Source organism: Actinoplanes sp. NBRC 101535, from assembly GCF_030269225.1.
Lineage (GTDB): Bacteria > Actinomycetota > Actinomycetes > Mycobacteriales > Micromonosporaceae > Actinoplanes > Actinoplanes rectilineatus.
Genome location: NZ_BSSY01000026.1, coordinates 91051 through 111589 on the forward strand (window position 1 = coordinate 91051; position 20539 = coordinate 111589).

Annotated in this window: 23 protein-coding genes; 10 read left to right on the plus strand and 13 right to left on the minus strand. The window is 71.3% G+C overall.

The features are described from left to right. Window positions 1-9 precede the first annotated feature (9 nt). Both QSK32_RS41785 and QSK32_RS41790 read right to left on the minus strand, forming a co-directional pair. Entirely contained in the window at window positions 10-1158 is a 1149-nt protein-coding gene (locus QSK32_RS41785) for an outer membrane protein assembly factor BamB family protein (RefSeq protein ID WP_045744539.1), read from the minus strand. Window positions 1159-1210: 52 nt separating this feature from the next. Further along, window positions 1211-2053, minus strand: a complete 843-nt coding sequence (locus QSK32_RS41790) for a hypothetical protein (protein WP_211275438.1) — start codon at window positions 2051-2053, stop codon at window positions 1211-1213. Between the two features lie 78 nt (window positions 2054-2131). Between QSK32_RS41790 and QSK32_RS41795 the strand changes: the two genes are divergently transcribed. Further along, window positions 2132-3289, plus strand: coding sequence for a homogentisate 1,2-dioxygenase (locus QSK32_RS41795; protein WP_045744493.1), 1158 nt, complete (start codon window positions 2132-2134; stop codon window positions 3287-3289). Between the two features lie 146 nt (window positions 3290-3435). On the opposite strand, the gene QSK32_RS41800 is transcribed toward QSK32_RS41795, so the two are convergent. The 5 genes from QSK32_RS41800 to QSK32_RS41820 form a co-directional block, all read right to left on the minus strand. Further along, on the minus strand, window positions 3436-4605 hold the full coding sequence (locus QSK32_RS41800) for a tetratricopeptide repeat protein (RefSeq protein WP_285475086.1): 1170 nt from the start codon (window positions 4603-4605) through the stop codon (window positions 3436-3438). A gap of 18 nt (window positions 4606-4623) precedes the next feature. Beyond that, on the minus strand, window positions 4624-5010 hold the full coding sequence (locus QSK32_RS41805) for a PPOX class F420-dependent oxidoreductase (protein WP_285475087.1): 387 nt from the start codon (window positions 5008-5010) through the stop codon (window positions 4624-4626). 125 nt (window positions 5011-5135) lie between these two features. Next, window positions 5136-5612 (minus strand): 2-C-methyl-D-erythritol 2,4-cyclodiphosphate synthase, encoded by a 477-nt coding sequence (ispF, locus tag QSK32_RS41810; protein ID WP_045744490.1) that lies wholly within the window; start codon window positions 5610-5612, stop codon window positions 5136-5138. 192 nt (window positions 5613-5804) lie between these two features. Next, the gene (gene ispD, locus QSK32_RS41815) at window positions 5805-6515 is read right to left on the minus strand and encodes a 2-C-methyl-D-erythritol 4-phosphate cytidylyltransferase (protein ID WP_045744537.1); all 711 of its coding nucleotides are present in this window, start codon (window positions 6513-6515) and stop codon (window positions 5805-5807) included. Between the two features lie 45 nt (window positions 6516-6560). Then, window positions 6561-7046: a CarD family transcriptional regulator gene (locus tag QSK32_RS41820; protein ID WP_014447856.1), complete on the minus strand. Its 486-nt coding sequence runs from the start codon at window positions 7044-7046 to the stop codon at window positions 6561-6563. A 335-nt stretch (window positions 7047-7381) separates the two neighbouring features. On the opposite strand from QSK32_RS41820, the gene QSK32_RS41825 reads away from it, so the two are divergent. Continuing rightward, complete coding sequence (locus QSK32_RS41825) at window positions 7382-8155, plus strand: hypothetical protein (RefSeq protein WP_285475088.1); 774 nt, start codon at window positions 7382-7384, stop codon at window positions 8153-8155. 142 nt (window positions 8156-8297) lie between these two features. On the opposite strand, the gene QSK32_RS41830 is transcribed toward QSK32_RS41825, so the two are convergent. From QSK32_RS41830 to QSK32_RS41840, 3 genes are read right to left on the minus strand one after another with little or no spacing between them, the layout of a single operon-like run. Further along, window positions 8298-8750: a DUF6023 family protein gene (locus QSK32_RS41830; protein ID WP_045744488.1), complete on the minus strand. Its 453-nt coding sequence runs from the start codon at window positions 8748-8750 to the stop codon at window positions 8298-8300. Continuing rightward, window positions 8747-9811 carry a type III polyketide synthase gene (locus QSK32_RS41835; RefSeq protein WP_285475089.1) on the minus strand — a complete coding sequence of 355 codons (1065 nt, stop codon included), beginning with the start codon at window positions 9809-9811 and terminating at the stop codon, window positions 8747-8749. The genes QSK32_RS41830 and QSK32_RS41835 overlap by 4 nt, the downstream gene beginning before the upstream one ends. Before the next feature lie 10 nt (window positions 9812-9821). After that, window positions 9822-10976: an acyl-CoA dehydrogenase family protein gene (locus QSK32_RS41840; protein ID WP_285475090.1), complete on the minus strand. Its 1155-nt coding sequence runs from the start codon at window positions 10974-10976 to the stop codon at window positions 9822-9824. A 403-nt stretch (window positions 10977-11379) separates the two neighbouring features. On the opposite strand from QSK32_RS41840, the gene QSK32_RS41845 reads away from it, so the two are divergent. From QSK32_RS41845 to QSK32_RS41860, 4 genes are all read left to right on the plus strand, one after another. Further along, entirely contained in the window at window positions 11380-12120 is a 741-nt protein-coding gene (locus QSK32_RS41845; RefSeq protein WP_052720785.1) for a hypothetical protein, read from the plus strand. A gap of 138 nt (window positions 12121-12258) precedes the next feature. Next, the gene (gene radA, locus QSK32_RS41850) at window positions 12259-13680 is read left to right on the plus strand and encodes a DNA repair protein RadA (RefSeq protein ID WP_045744484.1); all 1422 of its coding nucleotides are present in this window, start codon (window positions 12259-12261) and stop codon (window positions 13678-13680) included. Window positions 13681-13847: 167 nt separating this feature from the next. After that, window positions 13848-14948, plus strand: coding sequence for a DNA integrity scanning diadenylate cyclase DisA (gene disA / locus QSK32_RS41855; protein ID WP_425394662.1), 1101 nt, complete (start codon window positions 13848-13850; stop codon window positions 14946-14948). Between the two features lie 285 nt (window positions 14949-15233). Further along, complete coding sequence (locus QSK32_RS41860) at window positions 15234-15860, plus strand: hypothetical protein (protein ID WP_285475091.1); 627 nt, start codon at window positions 15234-15236, stop codon at window positions 15858-15860. Window positions 15861-15886: 26 nt separating this feature from the next. Here the strand turns inward: QSK32_RS41860 and QSK32_RS41865 are convergent, their stop codons facing one another. Further along, complete coding sequence (locus QSK32_RS41865; protein WP_285475092.1) at window positions 15887-16783, minus strand: iron-sulfur binding domain-containing protein; 897 nt, start codon at window positions 16781-16783, stop codon at window positions 15887-15889. 21 nt (window positions 16784-16804) lie between these two features. On the opposite strand from QSK32_RS41865, the gene QSK32_RS41870 reads away from it, so the two are divergent. The 4 genes from QSK32_RS41870 (at window position 16805) to QSK32_RS41885 (ending at window position 19213) form a co-directional block, all read left to right on the plus strand. Next, window positions 16805-17314: a glycine cleavage system transcriptional repressor gene (locus QSK32_RS41870; protein ID WP_045744480.1), complete on the plus strand. Its 510-nt coding sequence runs from the start codon at window positions 16805-16807 to the stop codon at window positions 17312-17314. Then, window positions 17311-17850, plus strand: a complete 540-nt coding sequence (locus QSK32_RS41875) for a peptide deformylase (protein WP_045744479.1) — start codon at window positions 17311-17313, stop codon at window positions 17848-17850. Before QSK32_RS41870 ends, QSK32_RS41875 begins: the two co-directional genes overlap by 4 nt. 93 nt (window positions 17851-17943) lie before the next feature. Then, on the plus strand, window positions 17944-18696 hold the full coding sequence (locus QSK32_RS41880) for a hypothetical protein (protein WP_045744478.1): 753 nt from the start codon (window positions 17944-17946) through the stop codon (window positions 18694-18696). A gap of 7 nt (window positions 18697-18703) precedes the next feature. Then, on the plus strand, window positions 18704-19213 hold the full coding sequence (locus tag QSK32_RS41885; protein WP_285475093.1) for a 2'-5' RNA ligase family protein: 510 nt from the start codon (window positions 18704-18706) through the stop codon (window positions 19211-19213). 7 nt (window positions 19214-19220) lie between these two features. Here QSK32_RS41885 and QSK32_RS41890 read toward each other — a convergent pair whose 3' ends face one another. Together QSK32_RS41890 and QSK32_RS41895 are read right to left on the minus strand one after the other, a co-directional pair. Continuing rightward, window positions 19221-19811: a DUF4291 domain-containing protein gene (locus tag QSK32_RS41890; RefSeq protein WP_045744476.1), complete on the minus strand. Its 591-nt coding sequence runs from the start codon at window positions 19809-19811 to the stop codon at window positions 19221-19223. Between the two features lie 174 nt (window positions 19812-19985). Continuing rightward, on the minus strand, window positions 19986-20539 hold a 554-nt coding region (locus QSK32_RS41895), incomplete at its 5' end, for a ClpB D2-like domain containing protein (RefSeq protein ID WP_285475094.1).

The window sequence follows — 20539 nt, forward strand, 5'->3', positions numbered from 1 at the left end:
CGGGAGGGATCAGAGAGACGCGATGATCACGGTGTCCAGGGTCAGGTAGTAGACCGGGGACTCCGGATCGTCCGGCGCGTTCGGCAGCAGACGCTCCATCGCCAGGTGGTCCCCGGACAGCCGGAACGCCCCCGGCTTCCACAGAATGCCCTCGTCGTCGACGGCGAGGGCGAACGAGCCGCTCGCGGAGCCGGTCCGCGGGTCCACGCTGATCACGGTGTTGTCCCTGGTCAGCAGGACCACCCGCTTCTGCGCCGTGCCGAGCACCCGGGTCAGGCCGGTCCACGACGTCCACAGTTCGGCGCCGTCCGCGTCCTGGGCGACCACCCGGTCCTCCAGGGCCGTGACGATCACCCCGGCGGCCACCGTCGCGCCCGGGGCGTCCAGGGCGACGGCGCGCTGCGGCGGCAGGCTCGTACCGGCGAGCCAGCCCTGACCGGCGGCGTCCCGGAACCCGGCGCAGTTCGAGCTCTCCGAGTCGCAGCCGACCGGCGTCCACGGTCCGGACGGCCACGTGGTGATCGCGGCACCGGTGACCCCGTCGTAGACGCTCGCCTCGCACACGTACGCACCACCGGCCGTGGTGAAGCCGCCGGCACACGAGGACGTCGTCGAGGCCTGCCACCGTGGTGTCCCGGTGCTCACGTCGTACCCCGCAAGGGTTTGATCGTCGCTCGCCAGCACCGCGCCCGCGGCGAGTCGCAGACCCGGCGGCGCCCACACCACCGACGCTCCGGTGCGGTGCCCGGTGTATCCCGGACCGGCCGGACCGTCCTGCCGCCAGGCGATCTCCCCGGTCCGCGCGTCGATCGCCACCAACTCGCCGTCCGACCAGCGGGTGACGACCGTCGTGCCGCTCGCCACCACCCCGCTCAGCTGTTGCGGCCAGCGGCGCAACGACCAGCGGGCGGTGTACTGCGTCCGCCCGTCGACCGGGCCGTCGGCCTTGACCTGGTGTTTCGCGGCATAGACGCGGATCCTGCCGTCAACGATCAGCGGCGCGACCGGGGTGTGCCCGGTAGCACCGGGTGACCGCACGGCCAGCTCCGGATAGGGCGTGGTGGCGACCGCCAACACCTCGGTCGGCGCGATCACCCGCCAGCCGATCAGGCCACTCACCAGGAGAAGAACAACGGACGCGAGGGTTCTCAGCAGCATCCGGGTCACGGCCGGAAGTATTCCAGGTCAGTCTGGGACGGCCCCCGCGCCGTCACTCATAGCCGCCGTTGACCAACCCGAGCCGGACCAGTTCGGTGAGCGGCTCGACCACGTTGGCCGCGCCGAACCCGGTGAACAGCGGCCGGGGATCGTCGCGCCGGACCCGGGCCGGTTCGACCAGCGGCACCGGGTGGGTGGCCGCCAGCGCCTCGGCCACCTCGGCGACCTCGCCACCCTCGGCCGCGAGCACCGACGCGATCAGGATGTTGAGGAAGCCGTGGTGGGTGAAGCCGGTCTCCGGGTCGGTGTGCCGGGTGGCGTGCCGCAGACCGGCCGCCAGCCGGAACGACAGGCCCCGGTCCCGGCAGGCGCAGATCACCGCGGCCAGCTCGACCGGGGTCGGGAAGAGCTCCGCGGCCAGCCCGCCGACCCGGAACTTCGGCGCGATCGACAGCCCGGCGTCGCGGGCCTCGGCCACCGAGTCCAGGGCGGCCAGCAGTCCCCAGCTCAGCGGGATCTCGGCGTAGACGCGCAGACCGGGGTGGGCGGCCGCGAACGAGCCGAGCGCGGCGATGCCGGGCTGCGGGTCCTCGCCACGGCGGGCCACCGCCGCCTCGACGTGCCCGATCGCCACCCCGGCGGCGGTCAGCTTGTCCACGATGGCCGGCAGCACGGCGGCCGGCACGTCGCCGATCAGGCCGGCCGAGAGCCGGGGCGCCGGCTCGGCGCCGACGATCGAGGCGGGCAGCAGCAGCGCGCCCAGCAGATCCGAGTACCACGACGCGGTGTGCTCGTGGAACTTCAGCACCGCGTCGGCGAGGCCGATCGGGCTGGGCGGGAGCAGGGACGCGTCATCGACCAGCCCGGCATAGAGCGGAGGCACCATCGTTGACACGAACCCGAACCTAATGGACGCTGCGAGAAACGGACAACCAAGTCCGCTATGTCGCTTTCCAATCTGGTGGAGGCAACGATGCCTTACTACCGCAGCGTCGGCGAGGTGCCCCACAAACGGCACACGCAGTTCCGGCGCCCCGACGGAGGCCTGTACGCCGAGGAACTGATGGGCCAGGAGGGCTTCTCCTCCGACTCGTCGCTGCTCTATCACCGACATCCCCCCACCGCGATCGTCACGGCCGAGGTACACGAACCACCGGCCGTCCGGCAGACCGCCAACCACCCGCTCAAACCCCGCCACCTGCGCACCCACAAGCTCGACGCCGGACCCGCGGACGCGGTGCTCGGCCGCCGCCCACTGCTCGCCAACAGCGACGTCCGGATCGGGTACGCCGTAGCCGACCGCCCCTCCCCGCTCTACCGCAACGCCGTCGGCGACGAATGCCTGTACGTCGAGGACGGCACCGTCACCGTCGAGACCACCTTCGGCGAACTGCGGGCCGGCCCCGGCGACTACGTGATCGTCCCGACGTCGGTGGTGCACCGGATCGTCCCGCACGGCACCGCCCGGCTCCTGACCGTGGAGGCGACCGGCCACATCGGCCCGCCCAAGCGTTACCTGTCGTCGCGGGGCCAGTTCCTGGAACACGCGCCGTACTGCGAACGCGACATCCGCGGCCCCGGCGAACCGTTCACCGCGGACGGCACCGACGTCGAGGTGCTGGTCCGGCACCGGGCCGGCTGGACCCGGCACGTCTACGCCCACCACCCGTTCGACGTGGTCGGCTGGGACGGCTGCCTGTACCCGTGGATCTTCTCGATCCACGACTTCGAGCCGATCACCGGACGGGTGCACCAGCCACCGCCGGTGCACCAGACGTTCGAGGGGCCGAACTTCGTGATCTGCTCGTTCGTCCCGCGCAAGGTCGACTACCACCCGTTGGCGATCCCGGTGCCGTACAACCACCACAACGTCGACTCCGACGAGGTGATCTTCTATACCGGCGGGAACTACGAGGCCCGCCGCGGCTCCGGGATCGAACAGGGGTCGATCTCGCTGCACCCGTCCGGTTTCACACACGGCCCGCAGCCCGGGGCGGTGGAGAGGGCCCTCGGCGTGGAGGCCTTCGACGAACTGGCCGTCATGGTCGACACGTTCCGGCCGCTCGACCTCTGCGAGCCGGCCCTGGGCGTCGAGGACAGCGGTTACGCCTGGACCTGGAACCGCGCCTAGGAAGAGGTCCTCTCCCGCTGCTGACCGGCCTCCGCCGGTCAGCAGCTCCCACCGGTCAGCAGCTCCCACCGGTCAGCAGCTCCCACCGGTCAGCAGCTCCCACCGGTCAGCAGCTCCCGCCGTCGGCCAGCGGCTTCCGCCGTCGGTCAGCGGCGGGAGAGGACCGCCAGCAACTCGGCGACCGCCGCCGCCACCATCGCCGCGATCAACGTCGGCAGGCCGCCCACCACCGCGTAGGCCAGCAGGAACAGCGGCGCCATGAACAACAGGTAGGCCGAGACCGCCAACCGGATGTTCCCGGCCCGCAGCCGGGCCAGCACCACACCGACCGGCTCGGGCAGCCGGCTGCGCAGCCAGAAGAGCACCGCGACGAACACCAGCACGCCGATCAGACCCGCCCACGCCCGGGAGATGCCCGGACTGATCTGGGTCATCGCCGCGGTCAGCACCGCCGCGATCAACGTGCCACCCGCGCCGAACTGCACCGTCTCCCGCAGGCCCTCAGCCGCCTCGTCCGAGACGTCCAGGACCGGGCGCGTCGGTCGCGCAATCCTGGCGTACGCGTCCTTCGCGTGAGTTTCCTTCTCGGTGTACGCGTCGAAGCCCGGTCCCGCGGCCGGCGGCTCCGCGCTCGGACTCCCGGCCGGCGGCTCCCCATCCGGGCCGGTGGCCGCGGCCGGCGCGTCGAGCGAAGCCTCCTCGGCCAGCGACTCCAGGGCCTGCGCCCACCGGCGGCGCTCCAGCCGGACGATCCCCACGTCCTGCCCCGCGTCGCCGATCGCCGCATCGAGTTCGAGCGCCTCGCCGTACGCCCGCTGCGCCAGGTCGAACAACCGCAGACGGGCGGCGACGACTGCCAGCACCAGGTGGGCCTCGGCCTCCTTCGGCGCCACCCGGACACCGTTCCAGGCGGCGTTCAGCGCCTCCTGCCCGTTGCGGGACTCACTCAGCAGGGCGGCTCCGGTGCGCTGCGCGTACGCGTCGTCGGGCCACCGGGCCAGGATCTCCCCGGCGTCACGGGCGGCATCCGCGTAACGCCGGATGTCGATCAGCGCCATCGCCCGGACCACCAGCGCGGTGAGCGCCGGCGGCTGAAGCGTGGCGGCCCGGTCCGCGGCGGCGAACGCCTCGGCCGGTTGATCCGCGGCGAGGTGGATGCGGGCCAGGGTGGCGAGCAGCGCGGTCTCCTGCGGTGCGCTGCTCAGACCGGCGGCGATCTCGTCGGCCGCCTCGTCGTAGCGACCGAGATCGGCGAGCAGCAGGGCTCGTTGCCGGTGTTCCTCCGGCGTGGTGTCAGGCTCCAAGGGGGCGGGCACGTGCCGAGCGTAAGCGCTCTACCTGGAGATGACGTGAGTCGGGGTGAGGCGGCACACCACGCGCACCGTCCCCGGGGCGTCACTGGTCCACGGCTCGTTCGCGTACTTGTAACTCAGCTCGCCGATCAGATCACCCTCGTCGTCACAGAGCGCGACCACGCCCTCCACGGTGAAGTACGAGTACGGCTGCGCCGGGTCGTATCCGCAGATCGAGACCCGCGGCTCCCGTTCCATGTTCAGCGCCTTCCGGCGCCCCCGGATCGTCGAGAACACGACATGGTCGCCGTCCCGTTTGACCCAGATCGGCGTCGACTGCGGGCTGCCGTCCGCGTTGATCGTCGTCAGCACCACATACGTGGGGTTGTCGATCAGTTTCCGGGCGACATCCGGCAGGGCGACGGTCATGGCAGCGATCATGCCCGATACCGCCCGTGCCCTCCCCGTGACGCTGAACACCACACCGCCACAACCACCGCAAACTGCCGCAGACCCCACACGCGCTCATCCCGGCGGGGTAGCCCACCACCTGCTCAGGTGGCCGGATAGACCAGTGCGGTGGCGATCCCGGCCAGCCCCTCGGCACGGCCGGTCAGTCCCAGCCCGTCGGTCGTGGTGCCGGCCACCGTCACCGGCGCGCCGACCGCCTCGGAGAGCACCTTCTCCGCCTCGTCCCGCCGTTTGCCGATCTTGGGGCGTACCCCGACCACCTGCACCGACACGTTGCCGATCGCGAATCCGGCCTCCCGAACCCGGCGGGCCGTCTCGGTGAGCAGCGCCACCCCGGAGGCTCCGGCCCACTCCGGCCGGCTGGTCCCGTAGTTGCTGCCGAGATCGCCCAGCCCCGAAGCCGACAGCAGCGCGTCACAGGCGGCGTGGGCGGCCACATCCGCATCGGAGTGCCCGGCGAGACCCGGCTCACCCGGCCAGTGCAGTCCCGCCACCCAGCAGGGCCGAGAAGCGTCGAACGCATGGACATCGGTCCCGATACCAACCCGCGGAATGATCACCCCAAAAGCCTAGACACGTTCCGCGGTCAGGGCACGAAGCCCATCCACGTGGTGTGCCCGATCAGACGGCAGCGACAGGACCCGGGACGACAGCAGAGCCGACCACCGCTGAATCCAGCCGCGGCAGGTCCGAGAAGGTCGGGCGAGATCAGGTCCGAGACGGTCAGGCGGGGGCGGTCAGGCGCGAGACGGTCAGACGGGGGCGTCGGGATCCGGGTGGGACAACAGGTAGCCGGCCACCACCAGGTCCAGAGGTCTGGTGATCTTCAGGGCCAGGTCGGAGCCGGGGACGCAGAGGACCGGGTGGCCGAGTTTCTCGACGGCGCCCGCGTCGTCGGTGTGGGCGTCGGCCGCGGCGGCGTGGGCGGCACGCAGGACGGGTGCGCGGAAACCCTGCGGGGTCTGGACGGCGCGCAGCACCGAACGGTCCACGGTGCCGAGCACCGTGCCGTCGGGGGCGGCTTCTTTGATCGTGTCGACCACGGGGAGGGTCGGGATGACCGCGTCGGCGCCGTCCCGGACGGCGGCGGCGACCCGTTCGAACAACGACACCGGAGCCAGGCAGCGGGCGGCGTCGTGCACCAGCACCACACCGATGTCGTCGGGCACCACGGCGAGCGCGGCCGCGACCGACTCCTGCCGTTCGGCACCGCCGGCCACGACGGTGACCGGGGCGATCCGGTCGAGCAGAGCGCGCACGTCATCGACACCGGCCGGCGGGGCGGCCACCACGATCATGCGAACCGAGGGCGCCGCGGCGATCCGGCGGATCGCGTGGACCAGAAGGGGCTCGCCATCGAGCAGGCGGAGCGCCTTGGGAGCGCCGGGCCCGAGTCGCAGGCCGGCGCCGGCAGCAGGAACGACGACCGCGACGTCACCGCGAGCATTGAGCATCGCGGTCACATCGCGGTCGTCGGTCACCGTTTGAAGAGGGATGGCGTCGGGTGATCAGGCCTCGGTGAGGACCTTGTCGAGCAGAACCTCAGCCTCGTCCTTGGTGCTCTTCTCAGCGAGGGCCACCTCACCGACCAGGATGTCGCGCGCCTTGGCAAGCATCCGCTTCTCGCCCGCCGACAGGCCACGCTCACGCTCACGACGCCAGAGGTCACGAACGACCTCGGCAACCTTCAGCGGGTTGCCAGAAGCGAGCTTCTCGAGGTTGGCCTTGTAACGCCGCGACCAGTTGGTCGGCTCCTCGGTGTGCGGAGCGCGGAGGACGTCGAAGACCTTGCCGAGGCCTTCCTCGCCGACCACTTCGCGCACGCCGACTTCTTCGGCATTCTCAGCGGGCACCCGAACCGTCAGATCGCCCTGGGCGACACGCAGAACGAGATACTGCCTTTCAACGCCCTTGATGACCCTAGTCTCGATTGCCTCGATGAGTGCGGCCCCGTGGTGGGGGTAAACAACGGTCTCGCCGACACTGAAAACCATAGGTTCGAAACCCCTTTCGCTGTGTCTAGGGTAACACGCCCAGGCGCCCGTGTCTCGCCCTGACGGTCACTGTTAGTGCAGCTCAGGGGCCCTGTGACGGGGCTTTCTACCGCTTGACAGCGACGCGAGAAGCTGCCTTCGTAACGCAATGTGACCGGTTAGTCACGACCCCTGCTAACGAGTCGGAAATTCCGGACCTGTTGGCTTTGTGAGATCAAGCTTATCGCTAATGTCCGCAACAGCGCACCACTGGCGATGCGGCCCCCCGTGCGGGAGGCTGGACGGGAGTTCCCCGACCGAAGCAGGATCTGGTCGGCCAGGGGGGAGGTTGAGTCATGGCTGGCGTGAGCGACAACAACGGCAGGCCGCCCGGGGGCGGTGCGCCCGACGACCTTCCCGATCTCCCCGAGGAGTGGGGGGTCATCGTCATACCGGACGACCTCTCCGCGCTCGCCGACGAGGTCGAGGCGGTTCGTGCCGAGCTGAACACGGCCGAGCCCGCCACCCGGTGGCAGCGCGTGCTGCGGCGCCCGGCGGTCCGGCGTCTCCGGCGGATCGGCAGGTTCGCCGTGCGCACCCCCGCTTTGATCATCTCGGTGGCGGTGATGGTGACGGTGGCCAGCCTGTTCGCCTCGGCCTGGCCCGGACCCGCCCGCCAGCCCGCCACCCAGCGCACCTCCGGCACGGTCGACGAGCCGACCACCGGCGCGCTGCCCGCCACCGACCTGGTCGGCGCCGACGGACAGAGCGTCTCGATCCGCGGGCACCTCCCCGCGGTCGTGCTGCTCACCGACGGCTGCGACTGCGGTGCCCTGATCGCCGACACGATCAGTGCCGTCTCCGCGGAGACGGCCGTCCTGGTCGTCACGGTCAGCGCCGTCTCCGCCAGTCCGTCCGTCCTGCGACCACCGGCCCAGACGCCCCGGGCCGACGGCAAGAGCGTCACCTTCCTGCTCGACCAGACCGCCGGGTTGCGCCGCCATCTGCGCCTCGGCACCCCGGACGGCACCGCCGCGGTGATCCTGGTGAACAGCTCCGGCGACATCATCCGCACTTGGCAACGAACCGCCTCGGTCGAGGACATCCGCCCCGACCTGGCCCGGCTCTGAGCTGGGGAGCGCCACACCGCGTGACCAGCCGTCAGACCCCACCGGCGGCGTGTGACGACCCCGGCGATCCGGCCGCGTACGACAACTGGGGCAATCGCGCAGGACAGCCCCAGTAATAAAGCCTCGACTGATATCCGGAAAATCAGCCGAGAGACCGCTCCAGCTTGTATCGGAAGATCACCGGCCCGGCGTCGTCCACCGCGATCCGCAGGTGCAGTTCGTCGGCGAGACCGAGGCTGAACATCTCCGGCGTGCGGTCGCCCGAGCAGGCCAGCCCGCGGCCCGACTCGTTCTCTGCCAGGCTCACCCGGACCCGGCTGCCCTCGGCGCCCGCGCAGACCACCGACACGGTGAAGTCGCCGCCGCCGACATCGGCCACCTCCTCGTGGCTGGTGCCGGCGGCGAGCGCCACGCTCGCCGCCATCTCCTGCCGCCCGGTGTCCGGCAACAGCTGCTCGGCGGAGCCCCGCCATTCGGCCACCCGCGCGTCGGTCGCCGGCCGCGGCGCCGCGCGTATCCACCACACCACGGCCGCCACCAGGATCAGCGCGGCGGTCGTGTGCAGCACCAGTCCTCGTCCCCGTTCGCCGTTCACGCTGTGAGAGTAGAGGCCTCCAGGAGAGTGACATAGAGCGTGAGTCCCGGGCCGAACGCGAGCATCAGGATGCGCCGCGGCGGCAACTGTCGTTTACGCAGCGCATCCAGCACCAACAACACAGTGGGTGAGGAGCAGTTGCCGTAGGCGGACAGCACCCCGCGGGAGGCCGCGAGCGCGTCGTCGTCCAGGCCCAGTTGTTCCTGGACGACGTCGAGGATGCGCGGACCGCCCGGGTGCACGGCCCAGCCGTCGATCGCGTCCACGGTCAGGCCGTGCCGGGCGAGCACGTCGTCGACCAGTCCGCGGACGTGCGCCGCCAGCACGGCGGGCACCTCGGCGGACAGGCCCATCCGGAACCCCAGGTCGGTGACTTCCCAGGTCATGTGGTCGGCGGTCGTCGTGTCGGTGACGGCGGCGACCTCACGCACGGCGTACCCCGCAAGGGCCTGGTCCCGGGGTGTGAGGACGACGGCGACCGCCGCGTCCGAGAAGAGGGCGTGCGACACGATCTGCTGGATGTCGGTGCGGTCCGCCGGGGGCTGCAGGTGCAGGCTGGTCAGTTCGGCGCAGAGCAGCAGCGCGGGTCGGCCGCGGGCGGTCACGTAGTCGGAGGTGGCGCCGAGTCCCGGCAACGCCGCGTAACAACCCATGTGCCCGACGAAGAGGCGTTGCACCGTCGGTGACATCCCGAGGTCCCGGGCCAGGAGGATGTCCAGGCCCGGGGTGGCGTAGCCGGTGCACGAGCAGACCGCGAAAAGACCCACATCGCCCGCGCTCAGCCCGGACGTCTCCAGAGCCCGGCTGACCGCGGCCTTGCCGAGCGGGATCGCCTCGGTCTGGTAACGGCGCATCCGGCGTTCGGTCGACCAGTTCGCGACGTCCTCCACCAGTGGGCTGACCGCGGCCTGCCGGGTCCGCACCCCGGAATTCTCGAAGATCCGCCGGGCGATGCGGCGTTGCGCCCCGGTGTACCGCCGGGCGAAGTAGCCGTCCCAGACCTCGGCCTGTGCCGTCGCGGGCGGCAGCGCCACGCCCATCCCACTGATCACCGCTGCCATGACCGGCCTCTCACCATCGGGGTGTGACGCCACCGGCGTCCGGGTCGCCGCCGAGAGCCTCCACGCCCAGCCAGTCCGCGCAGACGTCGCTGGTCGCGGGTTGCAGGGAGCCGGCCCGGGCGTCGCGGTAGAGCCGTTCCAGCTGGTTACCGCGGCGCATCGCCGAGGTGCCCGCCGCCTCCAGCATCGACGCGGCGACCTCGGCCGCGGTGGTTCCGGCGAGGAGTTTCGCCCGCCACACCCAGCGTTTCGTCTCGGCGTCGCCGGGTTTCTCGTCCACCCGGCGGGCGGCTTCCCGGACGGCGAGGTGCGCGGCCTCCACCGCCGCGTCGGCGCGACCGATCCGGGTGCGTACCGACGGCAGGTGGGTCAGGCCGCGTTCGGTGAGGTGGGCGACGGCGGCATCCACCGCCGCGCGGGCCACCCCGACGTAGACCGCCGCGTAACTGGCCACCATCCAGTGCGGCGCCAGTTGCGCCACCATCAGCGCCAGGCCCTCCACCCCGCCCAGGAGCGCGGCCGGCGGGACGGTGACGTCGATGTGCAGATCGTGCGAGCCGGTGGCGCGCATCCCGAGGGAGTCCCAGGTCTCCTCGACGCGCAGGCCCGGACCGGCCGGGACCAGGAACTGCGAGACCTGGGCGGGGTCATCCTCGGCGCGGGCGGCGATCAGGTACGCGTCCGCGTGCCCCGCCCCCGAGCAGAACGTCTTGGCGCCGGCGATCCGGTACCCGTCCTCGGTCCGCCGGTACGTGGTGCTGATCTCGGACAGGCGGGAGCCGGCGCCGCGTTCGCTCATCGCGACCGCGTACCAGCTGCCCGCGGCGGCCGCCTTGAGGTGTTCGTCGCGGGCGGCCAGGGCCTCGTGCGGGAGTCCCAGGGTCTCGGCCATCCGGTCGCTGACCCCGACCAGGGCACCGGTGACCGAGGCGTGCATGTTGAAGACCAGCGCCGTGGCGCCGTTGCCGCGGGCCAGCTCGTAGGCGACGTCGGCGTACTCGGCGAAGCCGGCCCCGCCGCCGCCGAGCGTGGACGGCACGGTCAGTCCGAAGAACCCGGACGCGCGCAGGTCGGCGAAGTCCTCGACGGGGAACGTGCCGTCACGGTCGGTGGCGGCGGCGCGGGCGGCGAAGCGGGGGGCGAGTCTGCGGGCCTCATCAAGCATGAACCTCTCCTACCAAGCGGGAGTCCGGCGTGCGGCCGGCTTCGCGGCCGATGCCCTGATAGAGGACAACCGTGGAGAGCGTCGGAACAAGGCGACCACCACCGGGGGTACGCCGGAACGCGGGCCGCCGGAACAGGCCGGGAGGGGACATGCGGTCGAGCCTCGCATGAGATCACCCCACCCGCCACACCAGCGGTCACGCGACAAGCACTCAACGTGATCAAGTCTGCCCGTCCGGAACCCGGCGCGGCGGTCACCCTCGCCACCACACTGCCGGCCGGCTGCCGGCCCTCAACGGCCGATCGACCTGATCACGGCGCCGGATGCCCGGGTAGGCGCACGCCGCCGATCGCCGCCCATTACGCTGATCTAACACCTTGGTGTCTCTATTTGGAGGATCGTGATGCGCTCGCTGCGAACCCGTCGCGCCGGCCTGGTCGCGGGTGCCGCCACGGTCGCTGCCCTGATCTCCGGCTGTTCAGCCGGTCAGGTCGCGGAAACCGCCATCCTGGACACGCCGATCGCCGGCGTGGACTCGGAGAGCGCCGACGGCAGTGTCCTGGTCCGCAACCTCCAGGTGGAGTACAACGGGATCGAGGGCTACGAGGCCGGCGAGAACGCCCCGCTGGAGCTCAGCCTCTACAACCAGACCGCCGAGGCGATCACCGTCACGATCACCAGCCAGGCGCCGGACCGCGCCCAGGTGGTCGCCGCCGACAAGGTCGGTTTCGTCGGTGCGGCGAGCCCGTCCGTGTCCGCGTCACCGTCGGAGAGCGCCTCCCCGTCGCCGTCCGGGGGCGCTTCGGCCTCCCCGTCGGCGAGCGAGAGCGAGTCCGCCGACCCGGAGACCTCGGACTCCGCGTCCCCGTCGGCCGAACCCAGCGAGAGCGCCGCTCCGTCGGTCACCGCCGCCAGCATCAAGGTCGAGGCGATGAGCACCGCGCTGTTCCGTCCGAGTGACGCCAGCCCGCTGCAGGTCGTCGGCCTGTCCGAGCCGCTGAAGCCGGGCACCGCGGTCAACCTGGTCTTCGCGTTCAGCAACGGCGCCCCCGAGCTCGTGCTGCAGGCGCCGGTCGCCAGCCCGCTGACCCCGGCCTCCCGCGGTGCGGCCGAGGCCGTCGAGGGCTCCGAGTCGGAGCACTGAGCCCGAGCGCTCGGCCCGAGCACTGAGTTTCAAGCCCCGATCTTCAAGCCCCGAGTCGGAACGCCGGCCCGGGGCGCTGAGCTCGACCGCCGCGGGGCACCGGACCGGATTGTCGGACCGGCGAGCTAGCTTGTCGGTGTGACGTCCTCGAAGACCGCCAAGGCGCCCCGGCCCGCATACCTCTGCGACGCCTGTGGCCACCAGCCACCGAAATGGCTCGGCCGCTGCCCCGAGTGCGGCGAGTGGGGTTCGGTCGTCGAGTCCACCGTGAGCGTGCCGCTGGCCTCCGGCCGGGTGGTCAGCTCACGGATGCCGGCCGAGCCGGCCCGCCCGATCGCCCAGATCAGCGCCGCCCCCGCCCAGGCGGTGGCCACCGGTGTCGGTGAGCTCGACCGGGTGCTCGGCGGTGGCCTGGTCCCCGGTTCGGTGGTGCTGCTGGCCGGCGAGCCCGGTGTCGGCAAGTCCACGCTGCTGCTCGACGTCGCCCATCAGTGGACCAAGCACGCGGGCACCCCGTCGCTGGTGGTCAGCGGTGAGGAGTCGGTCAGCCAGGTCCGGTTGCGGGCCGAGCGGCTGGGTGCGCTGAGCGACCGCCTCTTCCTCGCCGCGGAGAACGATCTGGGCACGGTCATCGGCCACCTCGACGCGGTCAAGCCGGGCCTGCTCATCCTCGACTCGGTGCAGACCGTGTCGGCGCCCGGCACCGAAGGCGTCCCCGGCGGCGTCACCCAGGTCCGCGCGGTGACCGCCGCCCTGGTCGCGATCGCCAAGGAGCGCGGCATCGCCACCGTCCTGGTGGGTCACGTCACCAAGGACGGCCAGGTCGCCGGCCCCCGGGTGCTGGAGCACCTGGTCGACGTGGTGCTGCACTTCGAGGGCGACAAGCACTCCTCGCTGCGCCTGGTCCGCGGGGTGAAGAACCGGTTCGGCGCGGCCGACGAGGTGGGCTGTTTCGAGATGCACGAGGGCGGCATCACCAGCCTGCCCGACCCGTCCGGCCTCTTCCTCACCCGCTATCTCGAGCCGGTGCCGGGCACCTGCGTCACCGTGGCGATGGAGGGCCGGCGCGCCCTGGTCACCGAGGTGCAGGCGCTGATCGGGGCCGAGGTGCAGGGTTCGCCCCGGCGCACCGTCTCCGGGCTGGACAGCGCCCGCCTCGCCATGGTCCTGGCGGTGCTGGAGCGGCGCACCAAGCAGCTCAAGCTCTACAACCGGGAGGTCTTCGCGGCCACCGTGGGCGGCATCCGGCTGACCGAGCCGTCGGCCGACCTGGCGATGGCCCTGGCGGTCGCGTCCGGCGGTCTCGACCTGGCGATGGCACCGACCCTGGTGGCGATCGGCGAGGTCGGCCTGACCGGTGAGATCCGCCGGGTCGGCGCGGTGGGCCGGCGGATGGCCGAGGCGGCACGGCTCGGTTTCAAGGTCGCGCTCGTCCCGCCGGGCTGCGGCTCCGACGGCGAGGCCGGCGCGCCCAAGGGCATGGAGGTGATCGAGGTCGGTGATCTCCGGTCGGCGCTGCAGAGCGCGGCGCGCGCCTCGGCAGCCCACGGCACGCGGTGACTGATGGTCACGAATCATCACGCTACGGAGCATTCATCGAACCATGCCTCGTTGACGTGGATAACAGTCCGTAGAATGTCCAGGTGCCGCTCGACCGCGATGCTTCCCGACCCGCCGCAGCCAGTTCCACGCCGCGCCCCGGCGTCAACGGCGCGGGTCATCGCGCGATGACCCCGCCGACCGGCTCCGGACTCAGCGGGAGCGCCAGTGATCCGCTGCGCGCCAACCTCGCCCTGATGGCTCCCGGCACGGCGCTGCGTGACGGCCTCGAACGCATTCTGCGTGGCCGCACCGGCGCGCTGATCGTTCTCGGTTACGACGCGGTGGTCGAGACCATCTGCACCGGCGGCTTCGCGCTCGACGTGGAGTTCTCCGCCACCCGGCTGCGTGAGCTGTGCAAGATGGACGGGGCGGTGGTGCTCTCCAGCGACGGCACCCGCATCGTCCGGGCCGCCGTGCACCTGATGCCCGACCCGTCGATCCCGTCCGAGGAGTCCGGCACCCGGCACCGCACCGCCGAGCGGGTGGCCAAGCAGTCCGGCTTCCCGGTGATCTCGGTGAGCCAGTCGATGCACATCATCGGCCTGTATGTGAACGGGCAGCGCCACGTCCTGGACGACTCGGCGGCGATCCTGTCCCGGGCCAACCAGGCGCTGGCCACCCTGGAGCGCTACAAACTGCGCCTCGACGAGGTGTCCGGCACCCTGTCCGCCCTGGAGATCGAGGATCTGGTCACGGTCCGGGACGCGGTCGCCGTGGTGCAGCGTCTCGAGATGGTCCGCCGGATCGCCGACGAGATCTCCGGTTACGTGGTGGAGCTCGGCACCGACGGCCGGCTGCTCGCCCTGCAGCTCGACGAGCTGATGGCCGGTGTCGACGCCGACCGCACCCTGGTCATCCGCGACTACCTGCCGACCGGCCGCAAGTCACGCACCCTCGACGAGGGCCTGGTCGAGCTGGACCTGCTCACCGCCACCGAGATGATCGACCTGATCGCGGTGGCCAAGGCGATCGGCTACGCCGGGGCCTCGGACGCGCTGGATTCGGCGGTGTCGCCGCGTGGGTTCCGGCTGCTCGCCAAGGTGCCCCGGCTCCCTCCGCAGATCGTCGACCGGCTGGTCGATCACTTCGGCAGCCTGCAGCGGCTGCTCGGTGCGACGGTGGAGGATCTGCAGGCGGTGGAGGGTGTCGGCGACGCCCGGGCCCGCGGGGTCCGGGAGGGCCTGTCCCGGCTGGCCGAGGCGTCGATCCTGGAGCGGTACGTCTAGGGCCCGTTCCCCCGCCGGTGAGATGGGTCACTCCAGCTTCGGACAGTCGGGTTGAGGTAAGCCGCATAAGCCGCCAATCCGGCACGACTTCACCGACGACACGATCACCCTGCGTAGTCAACCCTTTCGGGTTCGCCCGACGGGGACCTACCGTTGCGGCAGCCGCTCGTCGCGGCGTCCCGCAGGGGAGATTCTGATCCGGGCCGAGCAACTTATCGGTCACCGCATGACGGCCCGGGGAGTCAGTGGTGAGACCGCCCCCGACCCGACATCCGGGGGCCGATCTTGCGCTGGTTCACGCTCGCTCTCGGCGGCGCCGTCCTGGCCACCGCCGCCTTCACCGGTGCCGCATCCGCGGTGGGCTCGTCCCCGGACTGTGCCACCGCCGCCACCGCGACCTACCGGCACACGTTCGACGGGGCCGGCGGCACCGCCACGGTCACCGCCGAACAACCGCTCTGTGCGGGCCAGGAGCAGGCGTTCACGCTGGTGTCGTACACCGATCAGGGGTCGGCCTACGACAGCGACCGGGTGTGGATCACGGCGGACCGGTCGACAGTCACCATGGAGGTCGCTGTGCCGGCCTGCCGCGCCCGGGTGGTCGGTTCGATCGGCGCGAAAGCCGGCGGCACGAGCCTGGACACGTACCGGGGCGGGACCGGCGACTGCACGGTCACCCCGGCCGTGAGCTTCGAGAGCTACTGCGACGGGGTGCTGCACATCCGGCTGGGCAACGGCACGGACGCGACGGTGGACGCGGTGTTCCAGGTCCGCGGGAAGACGGTCCGGGTCGCCCCGGGCGAGAGCACCGACCAGGTGTTCCGGACCACGGAACCGGTCGAGGTCCGGGACGGCTCCCCGGCCACCCACACCGGGGTCTGGGCCGATCCGGGGACCTGCCCGGCCTCCTGACGGGGCCGGGCTCACGGTAGGCGTACTCAGAAGAGCTTTTGAACGTCGCCTTTCGGCCCGTCTCCGGCAAGGACGAAGTCCTCACCCAGCGATTCGACGAGACCGTCCTCGACCAGCCCGGACAGGGCGCGGGCGCGCTGCACCTCGTCGGTCCACACCATGTCCAGGCGCTGGCGCGGCACCGGGCCCTCGGTGTGCCGCAGCACCTCCAGCAGCAGCCCCCGCACCTGCCGGTCGGTCCCGGCGTAGCGCTGCGGCTTGCGGCTGGGGCCCTCCGGCAGCGGCTCGCCCTTCAACCGCCAGGCGCAGACCGCGTGAAACGGGCAGTCCACGCACTTGGGCGACCGGGCGGTGCAGACGATCGCGCCCAGCTCCATGAACGCGATGCTGGCGACCGCCGCGGTCTCGGCGTCCTCGGGCAGGAGCGCCTCCATCGCCACCAGGTCGGCGGTCGTGGTGGCCTGACCGGCGTCCGGTTTGCCCTCGACCACCCGGCACACCACGCGGCGCACGTTCGTGTCGACCACCGGATGCCGCTGGCGGTAGGCGAAGGTGGCCACCGCGCGGCCGGTGTACGTCCCCACCCCCGGCAACGCCAGCAGCTGGTCGAGGTCGTCCGGGACCCGCCCGTCGTGGCGTTCCACGATCGCGACCGCGCAGGCGTGCAGGCGCATCGCCCGCCGGGGGTAGCCGAGCCGCCCCCACATCCGGATCGCCTCCGACGGCGGGTCCTCGGCGAGCGCGGCCGGATCGGGCCACCGCGTCATCCAGGATCTCCAGGCGGGTTCCACCCGGACGACGGGGGTCTGTTGCAGCATCACCTCGCTGACCAGGACCCCCCAAGGAGTGGTGTCGGGCTGCCGCCAGGGCAGATCCCGAGCGTTGGCGTGGTACCAGGCGATGGCGTCGTCGGCGAGAGTCATAGCAGGACTTACTGTAGGCGGGTGCATGAGCTAGCCATCACCGTCATCGGTCCGGACCGGACCGGCATCGTCGCCGACGTGGCCGAAGCCCTCGCGGGCGTCGGCGCGAACCTCACCGACTCGACGATGACCCGTCTGCGGGGCCATTTCGCGATGACCCTGGTCTGCAACGGCCCGACCGCCGAGGAGGTCGAGGGCGCGCTGGCCCCGATCACCACCGGCGGTCTGCTGGCCACGGTCCGCCGGGTCGAGCCCGAGTCGGACGGCAAGCCGGCCGGCGAGCCCTACCTCGTGAGCGTGCACGGCGCCGACCGTCTCGGCATCGTCGCCGCCGTGACCAGGGTGGTCGCCGCCGCGGGTGGCAACATCCTCGATCTCACCACCCGGCTGACCGGCCCGCTGTACGTGCTGGTCGCCGAGGTCGATCTGCCCGCCGGCGCCGGTGAGGAGCTGGCCGAGCGGCTCGCCGTGGCCGCCGCCGAGCTGGGCGTCGACGTGACGTTGCGGCGTTCCGATTCGGAGATCCTGTGAGCGACCCCGACCTCCAGTGGACCGGGCCCGAGGGCCGGGTCCTGCCCGTGGTCACCGCCCCGGCGAGTGTGCTGAGCACGGTCGGCGAGGAGGTCGACCCCACCGACCCGGCGATCGTGCAGCTGGCGGCGGACCTGGTTTCCACCATGCGGGTGTCACCGGGTTGTGTCGGTCTGGCCGCTCCGCAGGTCGGTGTCGGCGTGCAGATGTTCTCCCTGAACGTCGTCGGCCACCCGAAGACGGCCACCTCGCACGGCACGTTCGTGCTCTGCAACGCGAAGATCATCGAGGCGAGTCGCTGGCGTCCCGGACGCGAGGGCTGCATGTCGGTGCCCGACCTGACCGGCGACGTCAAACGGGCCGGCCGGATCGTGGTGGAGGCGGTCCTGCCGGGCAGCGGCGAGGCGGTCACCATCGCCACCGACGCGTTCGAGGCCCGCGCCCTGCAGCACGAGATCGATCACTGCGGCGGCAAGCTGTTCCTCGATCGGGTGGCCGGAGCACACGCCATCTACCAGCGCAAGGTCTACCTCTGACGGCAGTCTCTAACGAGCGAATCGCGAGTTGGTGTCGCATAACCGGCGCGTCGTGCACATGGCGCCGGGTATGCGGTCTACCGTGTGCGCATCATGCGTGCGACGGTTGGTCCCCTCTCAGCCTCTGTCTACTGGCGGCGGCGCGCGGTCGTTCTCGGCGCGGTGCTGCTCGGCGTCATCGTCCTCTTCGTGTCCTGCTCCGGCGGGGACGACAAGGATTCGGGCACCAAGAACGCGTCGACGCAATATCCGACGCCCGCACCGGCATCGGCCTCACCGACCCCGTCCTTCCTGGACAGTGCGCCGGGCGCCGGTCCCGCGCTGCCCGACCCGGCCGATCTTCAGTCGGCGACGCCGGACGACAACGAGCTGCCGGCCGGCACCGACCCGACCGTCACGTTCGGCTCCACCGCGAGCGCCGGCTCCGGCACGGCCGCGCTGCCCGCCGACGGCACCTGCGCCGACTCCGAGCTGTCGGTGACGCCGATCCCGGCGGCCGCCGAGGTCAAGCGGGGCGTGCCGGTCGAGCTCCGCATCAAGGTCAAGAACGTCGGGACGCGGACCTGCAACCGCGACGTGGGCTCCGGCCCGCAGGAGCTCTACCTGGAGCAGGGCGCGCAGAAGTTCTGGTCGTCGGACAAGTGCAACCCGTCCGCCGACAGCGACCTGCGGTCCTTCGCCCCGGGTGCCGAGCGCGAGTACCAGGTCACCTGGAACGGCCGCCAGTCCACGCAGTGCGAGGGCACCACCCCGTCCGGTCCGGTCCCGGCCGCCGGGCAGTACGAACTGCGGTCCCGCCTCGGCACGATCATCAGCGAGCCGGTCACCCTGTCGATCGTCGCCTGACCGTCCCTTGGTCGCCGCACTCGAGCTCTACCTGGACGTAGACGCGACACGACGACTTCGTACCCTCTGGCGCGCGCTGGAGGCCGAAGGCATCCCGACCATGGGATCACTGCACCAGAAGCACCGGCCGCACATCTCGCTCGCCGCCGCCCACCGCCTCGACCCGCATGCGGTGGCGGACGCGCTCAGCGGCTTCCCGGTCGCCCGGGACCTGACGGTGAGCATGGACTTCGCCGGCCAGTTCGTCGGGCGGGTCCTCTGGCTGGGCGTCACGGTGACCGCCGAACTCCTGGACCATCACCGGGCCGTCCACGACCGTCTGACGGCCGGCGGCGTGGAGGTGTGGGAGCACTACCGGCCGGGCCGCTGGGTCCCGCACTGCACCGTGTCGTTGCGTGTCCCCAACCCGATGATGGCGCCGGCGATCCGTCGCTGTCTGGAGATCCTGCCCCTGCGTGCCACGGTGACCGGCGCCGCCCTGGCCGACCACGCCAACGACATCCTCCACCCGCTCTGAGACACGGTCAGGTCGCGGCGGCGCCCAGACGTGCGGCCGTCTCCGGTGGCAGCGGGTAGGGCCGCTCGGCCGGCAGCAGCGCTGCGGCGGCCGTCTCGTCCCCGGCGCCGAGGTGGTCGCGGATCGTCCGCACCAGCGGCGTCACGTCGGTGATCGACACCGTCCACTCGTCCACGTAGCGCGGCACCGCGGAACCGCCCAGCCCCAACTGCAGCGACCGGTACGGCAGCGCCCGCAACCGCAGGTCCCGTTCCGGATCCCACTGCACCCGGGTCGGTGCCCGTTTCAGGTCCCGCTGCCACGATGCCCGGTCACTGTGGAGACCGCGCACGTAGTGGCTCAGCGAGGCCCGTTCCAGCGCCCACTCGAACCCGTCGCGGGTGATCGTCACCGCCAGCACCCGTTCCTGGCCCGCCGCGGTGGCCCACGAGCAGCGGTACATCATCCACAGGAACGACGGCTTGATCCAGGTCATCCGGTCCCGTTTGAACGGCTCCACGAACCGTCCGGCGGCCACCGCCGGCGTTGCGATCGCCGTCGAGTAGGCCTGGTAGACGGTCACTGTTCGATCGTCGTAGTCGGCTCGTACTTCATGCATCCGCCGATGATCCGTCCGCGGCCTTGTCCGGGCCATCGATTTTGCCGCGCACTTCAGGCGAAATATCGGTCAACCGCTCCAATGAGTTGTTAGCGAAGAATCATGTGATATGCGGTATCGAACAGCAAGAACGGCCCGGACCGAAAGGTCCGGGCCGTTCTCGATGAAACCGTCCTACTCCTCGGTGTTGCTGACCCCGAGGTCGGCCGGAACCGCATCCGGCACCGACACACCACGGTCAGCCCCGCGGAAGACCAGCTTGGCCTTCTCGACCTTCTCCGGGTCGCCCTCGCAGTCGACCACGACGATCTGGCCGGGGCGCAGTTCGTTGAAGAGGATCTGCTCGGACAGGGTGTCCTCCAGCTCGCGCTGGATGGTCCGGCGCAGCGGGCGGGCGCCGAGGACCGGGTCGAAGCCCTTGGCCGCCAGGTACTTCTTGGCGGTGTCGGTCAGCTCGAGGCCCATGTCCTTGTTCTTGAGCTGGCCCTCGATCCGCGCGGTGAAGATGTCGACGATCTGCAGGATCTCCTTCTGCCGCAGCTGGTGGAAGACGATCGTGTCGTCGATGCGGTTGAGGAACTCCGGGCGGAAGTGCTGCTTCAGCTCGTCGTTGACCTTGATCTTCATCCGCTCGTACGACGACTCCTCGGCCTCGGAGGCCTGGAAGCCCAGCGACACGGCCTTGGCCACGTCACGGGTACCGAGGTTGGTCGTCAGGATGATGACCG

Coding starts and splice junctions, on each gene's coding strand:
- QSK32_RS41840 (WP_285475090.1), bottom strand. CDS start 10,976: ATGCTTGATGAGGCCCGCAGACTCGCCCCCCGCTTCGCCGCCCGCGCC.
- QSK32_RS41795 (WP_045744493.1), top strand. CDS start 2,132: ATGCCTTACTACCGCAGCGTCGGCGAGGTGCCCCACAAACGGCACACG.
- disA (WP_425394662.1), top strand. CDS start 13,848: ATGACCCCGCCGACCGGCTCCGGACTCAGCGGGAGCGCCAGTGATCCG.
- QSK32_RS41835 (WP_285475089.1), bottom strand. CDS start 9,811: ATGGCAGCGGTGATCAGTGGGATGGGCGTGGCGCTGCCGCCCGCGACG.
- QSK32_RS41865 (WP_285475092.1), bottom strand. CDS start 16,783: ATGACTCTCGCCGACGACGCCATCGCCTGGTACCACGCCAACGCTCGG.
- QSK32_RS41825 (WP_285475088.1), top strand. CDS start 7,382: ATGGCTGGCGTGAGCGACAACAACGGCAGGCCGCCCGGGGGCGGTGCG.
- QSK32_RS41845 (WP_052720785.1), top strand. CDS start 11,380: ATGCGCTCGCTGCGAACCCGTCGCGCCGGCCTGGTCGCGGGTGCCGCC.
- QSK32_RS41805 (WP_285475087.1), bottom strand. CDS start 5,010: ATGACCGTCGCCCTGCCGGATGTCGCCCGGAAACTGATCGACAACCCC.
- QSK32_RS41820 (WP_014447856.1), bottom strand. CDS start 7,046: ATGGTTTTCAGTGTCGGCGAGACCGTTGTTTACCCCCACCACGGGGCC.
- QSK32_RS41880 (WP_045744478.1), top strand. CDS start 17,944: ATGCGTGCGACGGTTGGTCCCCTCTCAGCCTCTGTCTACTGGCGGCGG.
- QSK32_RS41890 (WP_045744476.1), bottom strand. CDS start 19,811: ATGCATGAAGTACGAGCCGACTACGACGATCGAACAGTGACCGTCTAC.
- QSK32_RS41785 (WP_045744539.1), bottom strand. CDS start 1,158: ATGCTGCTGAGAACCCTCGCGTCCGTTGTTCTTCTCCTGGTGAGTGGC.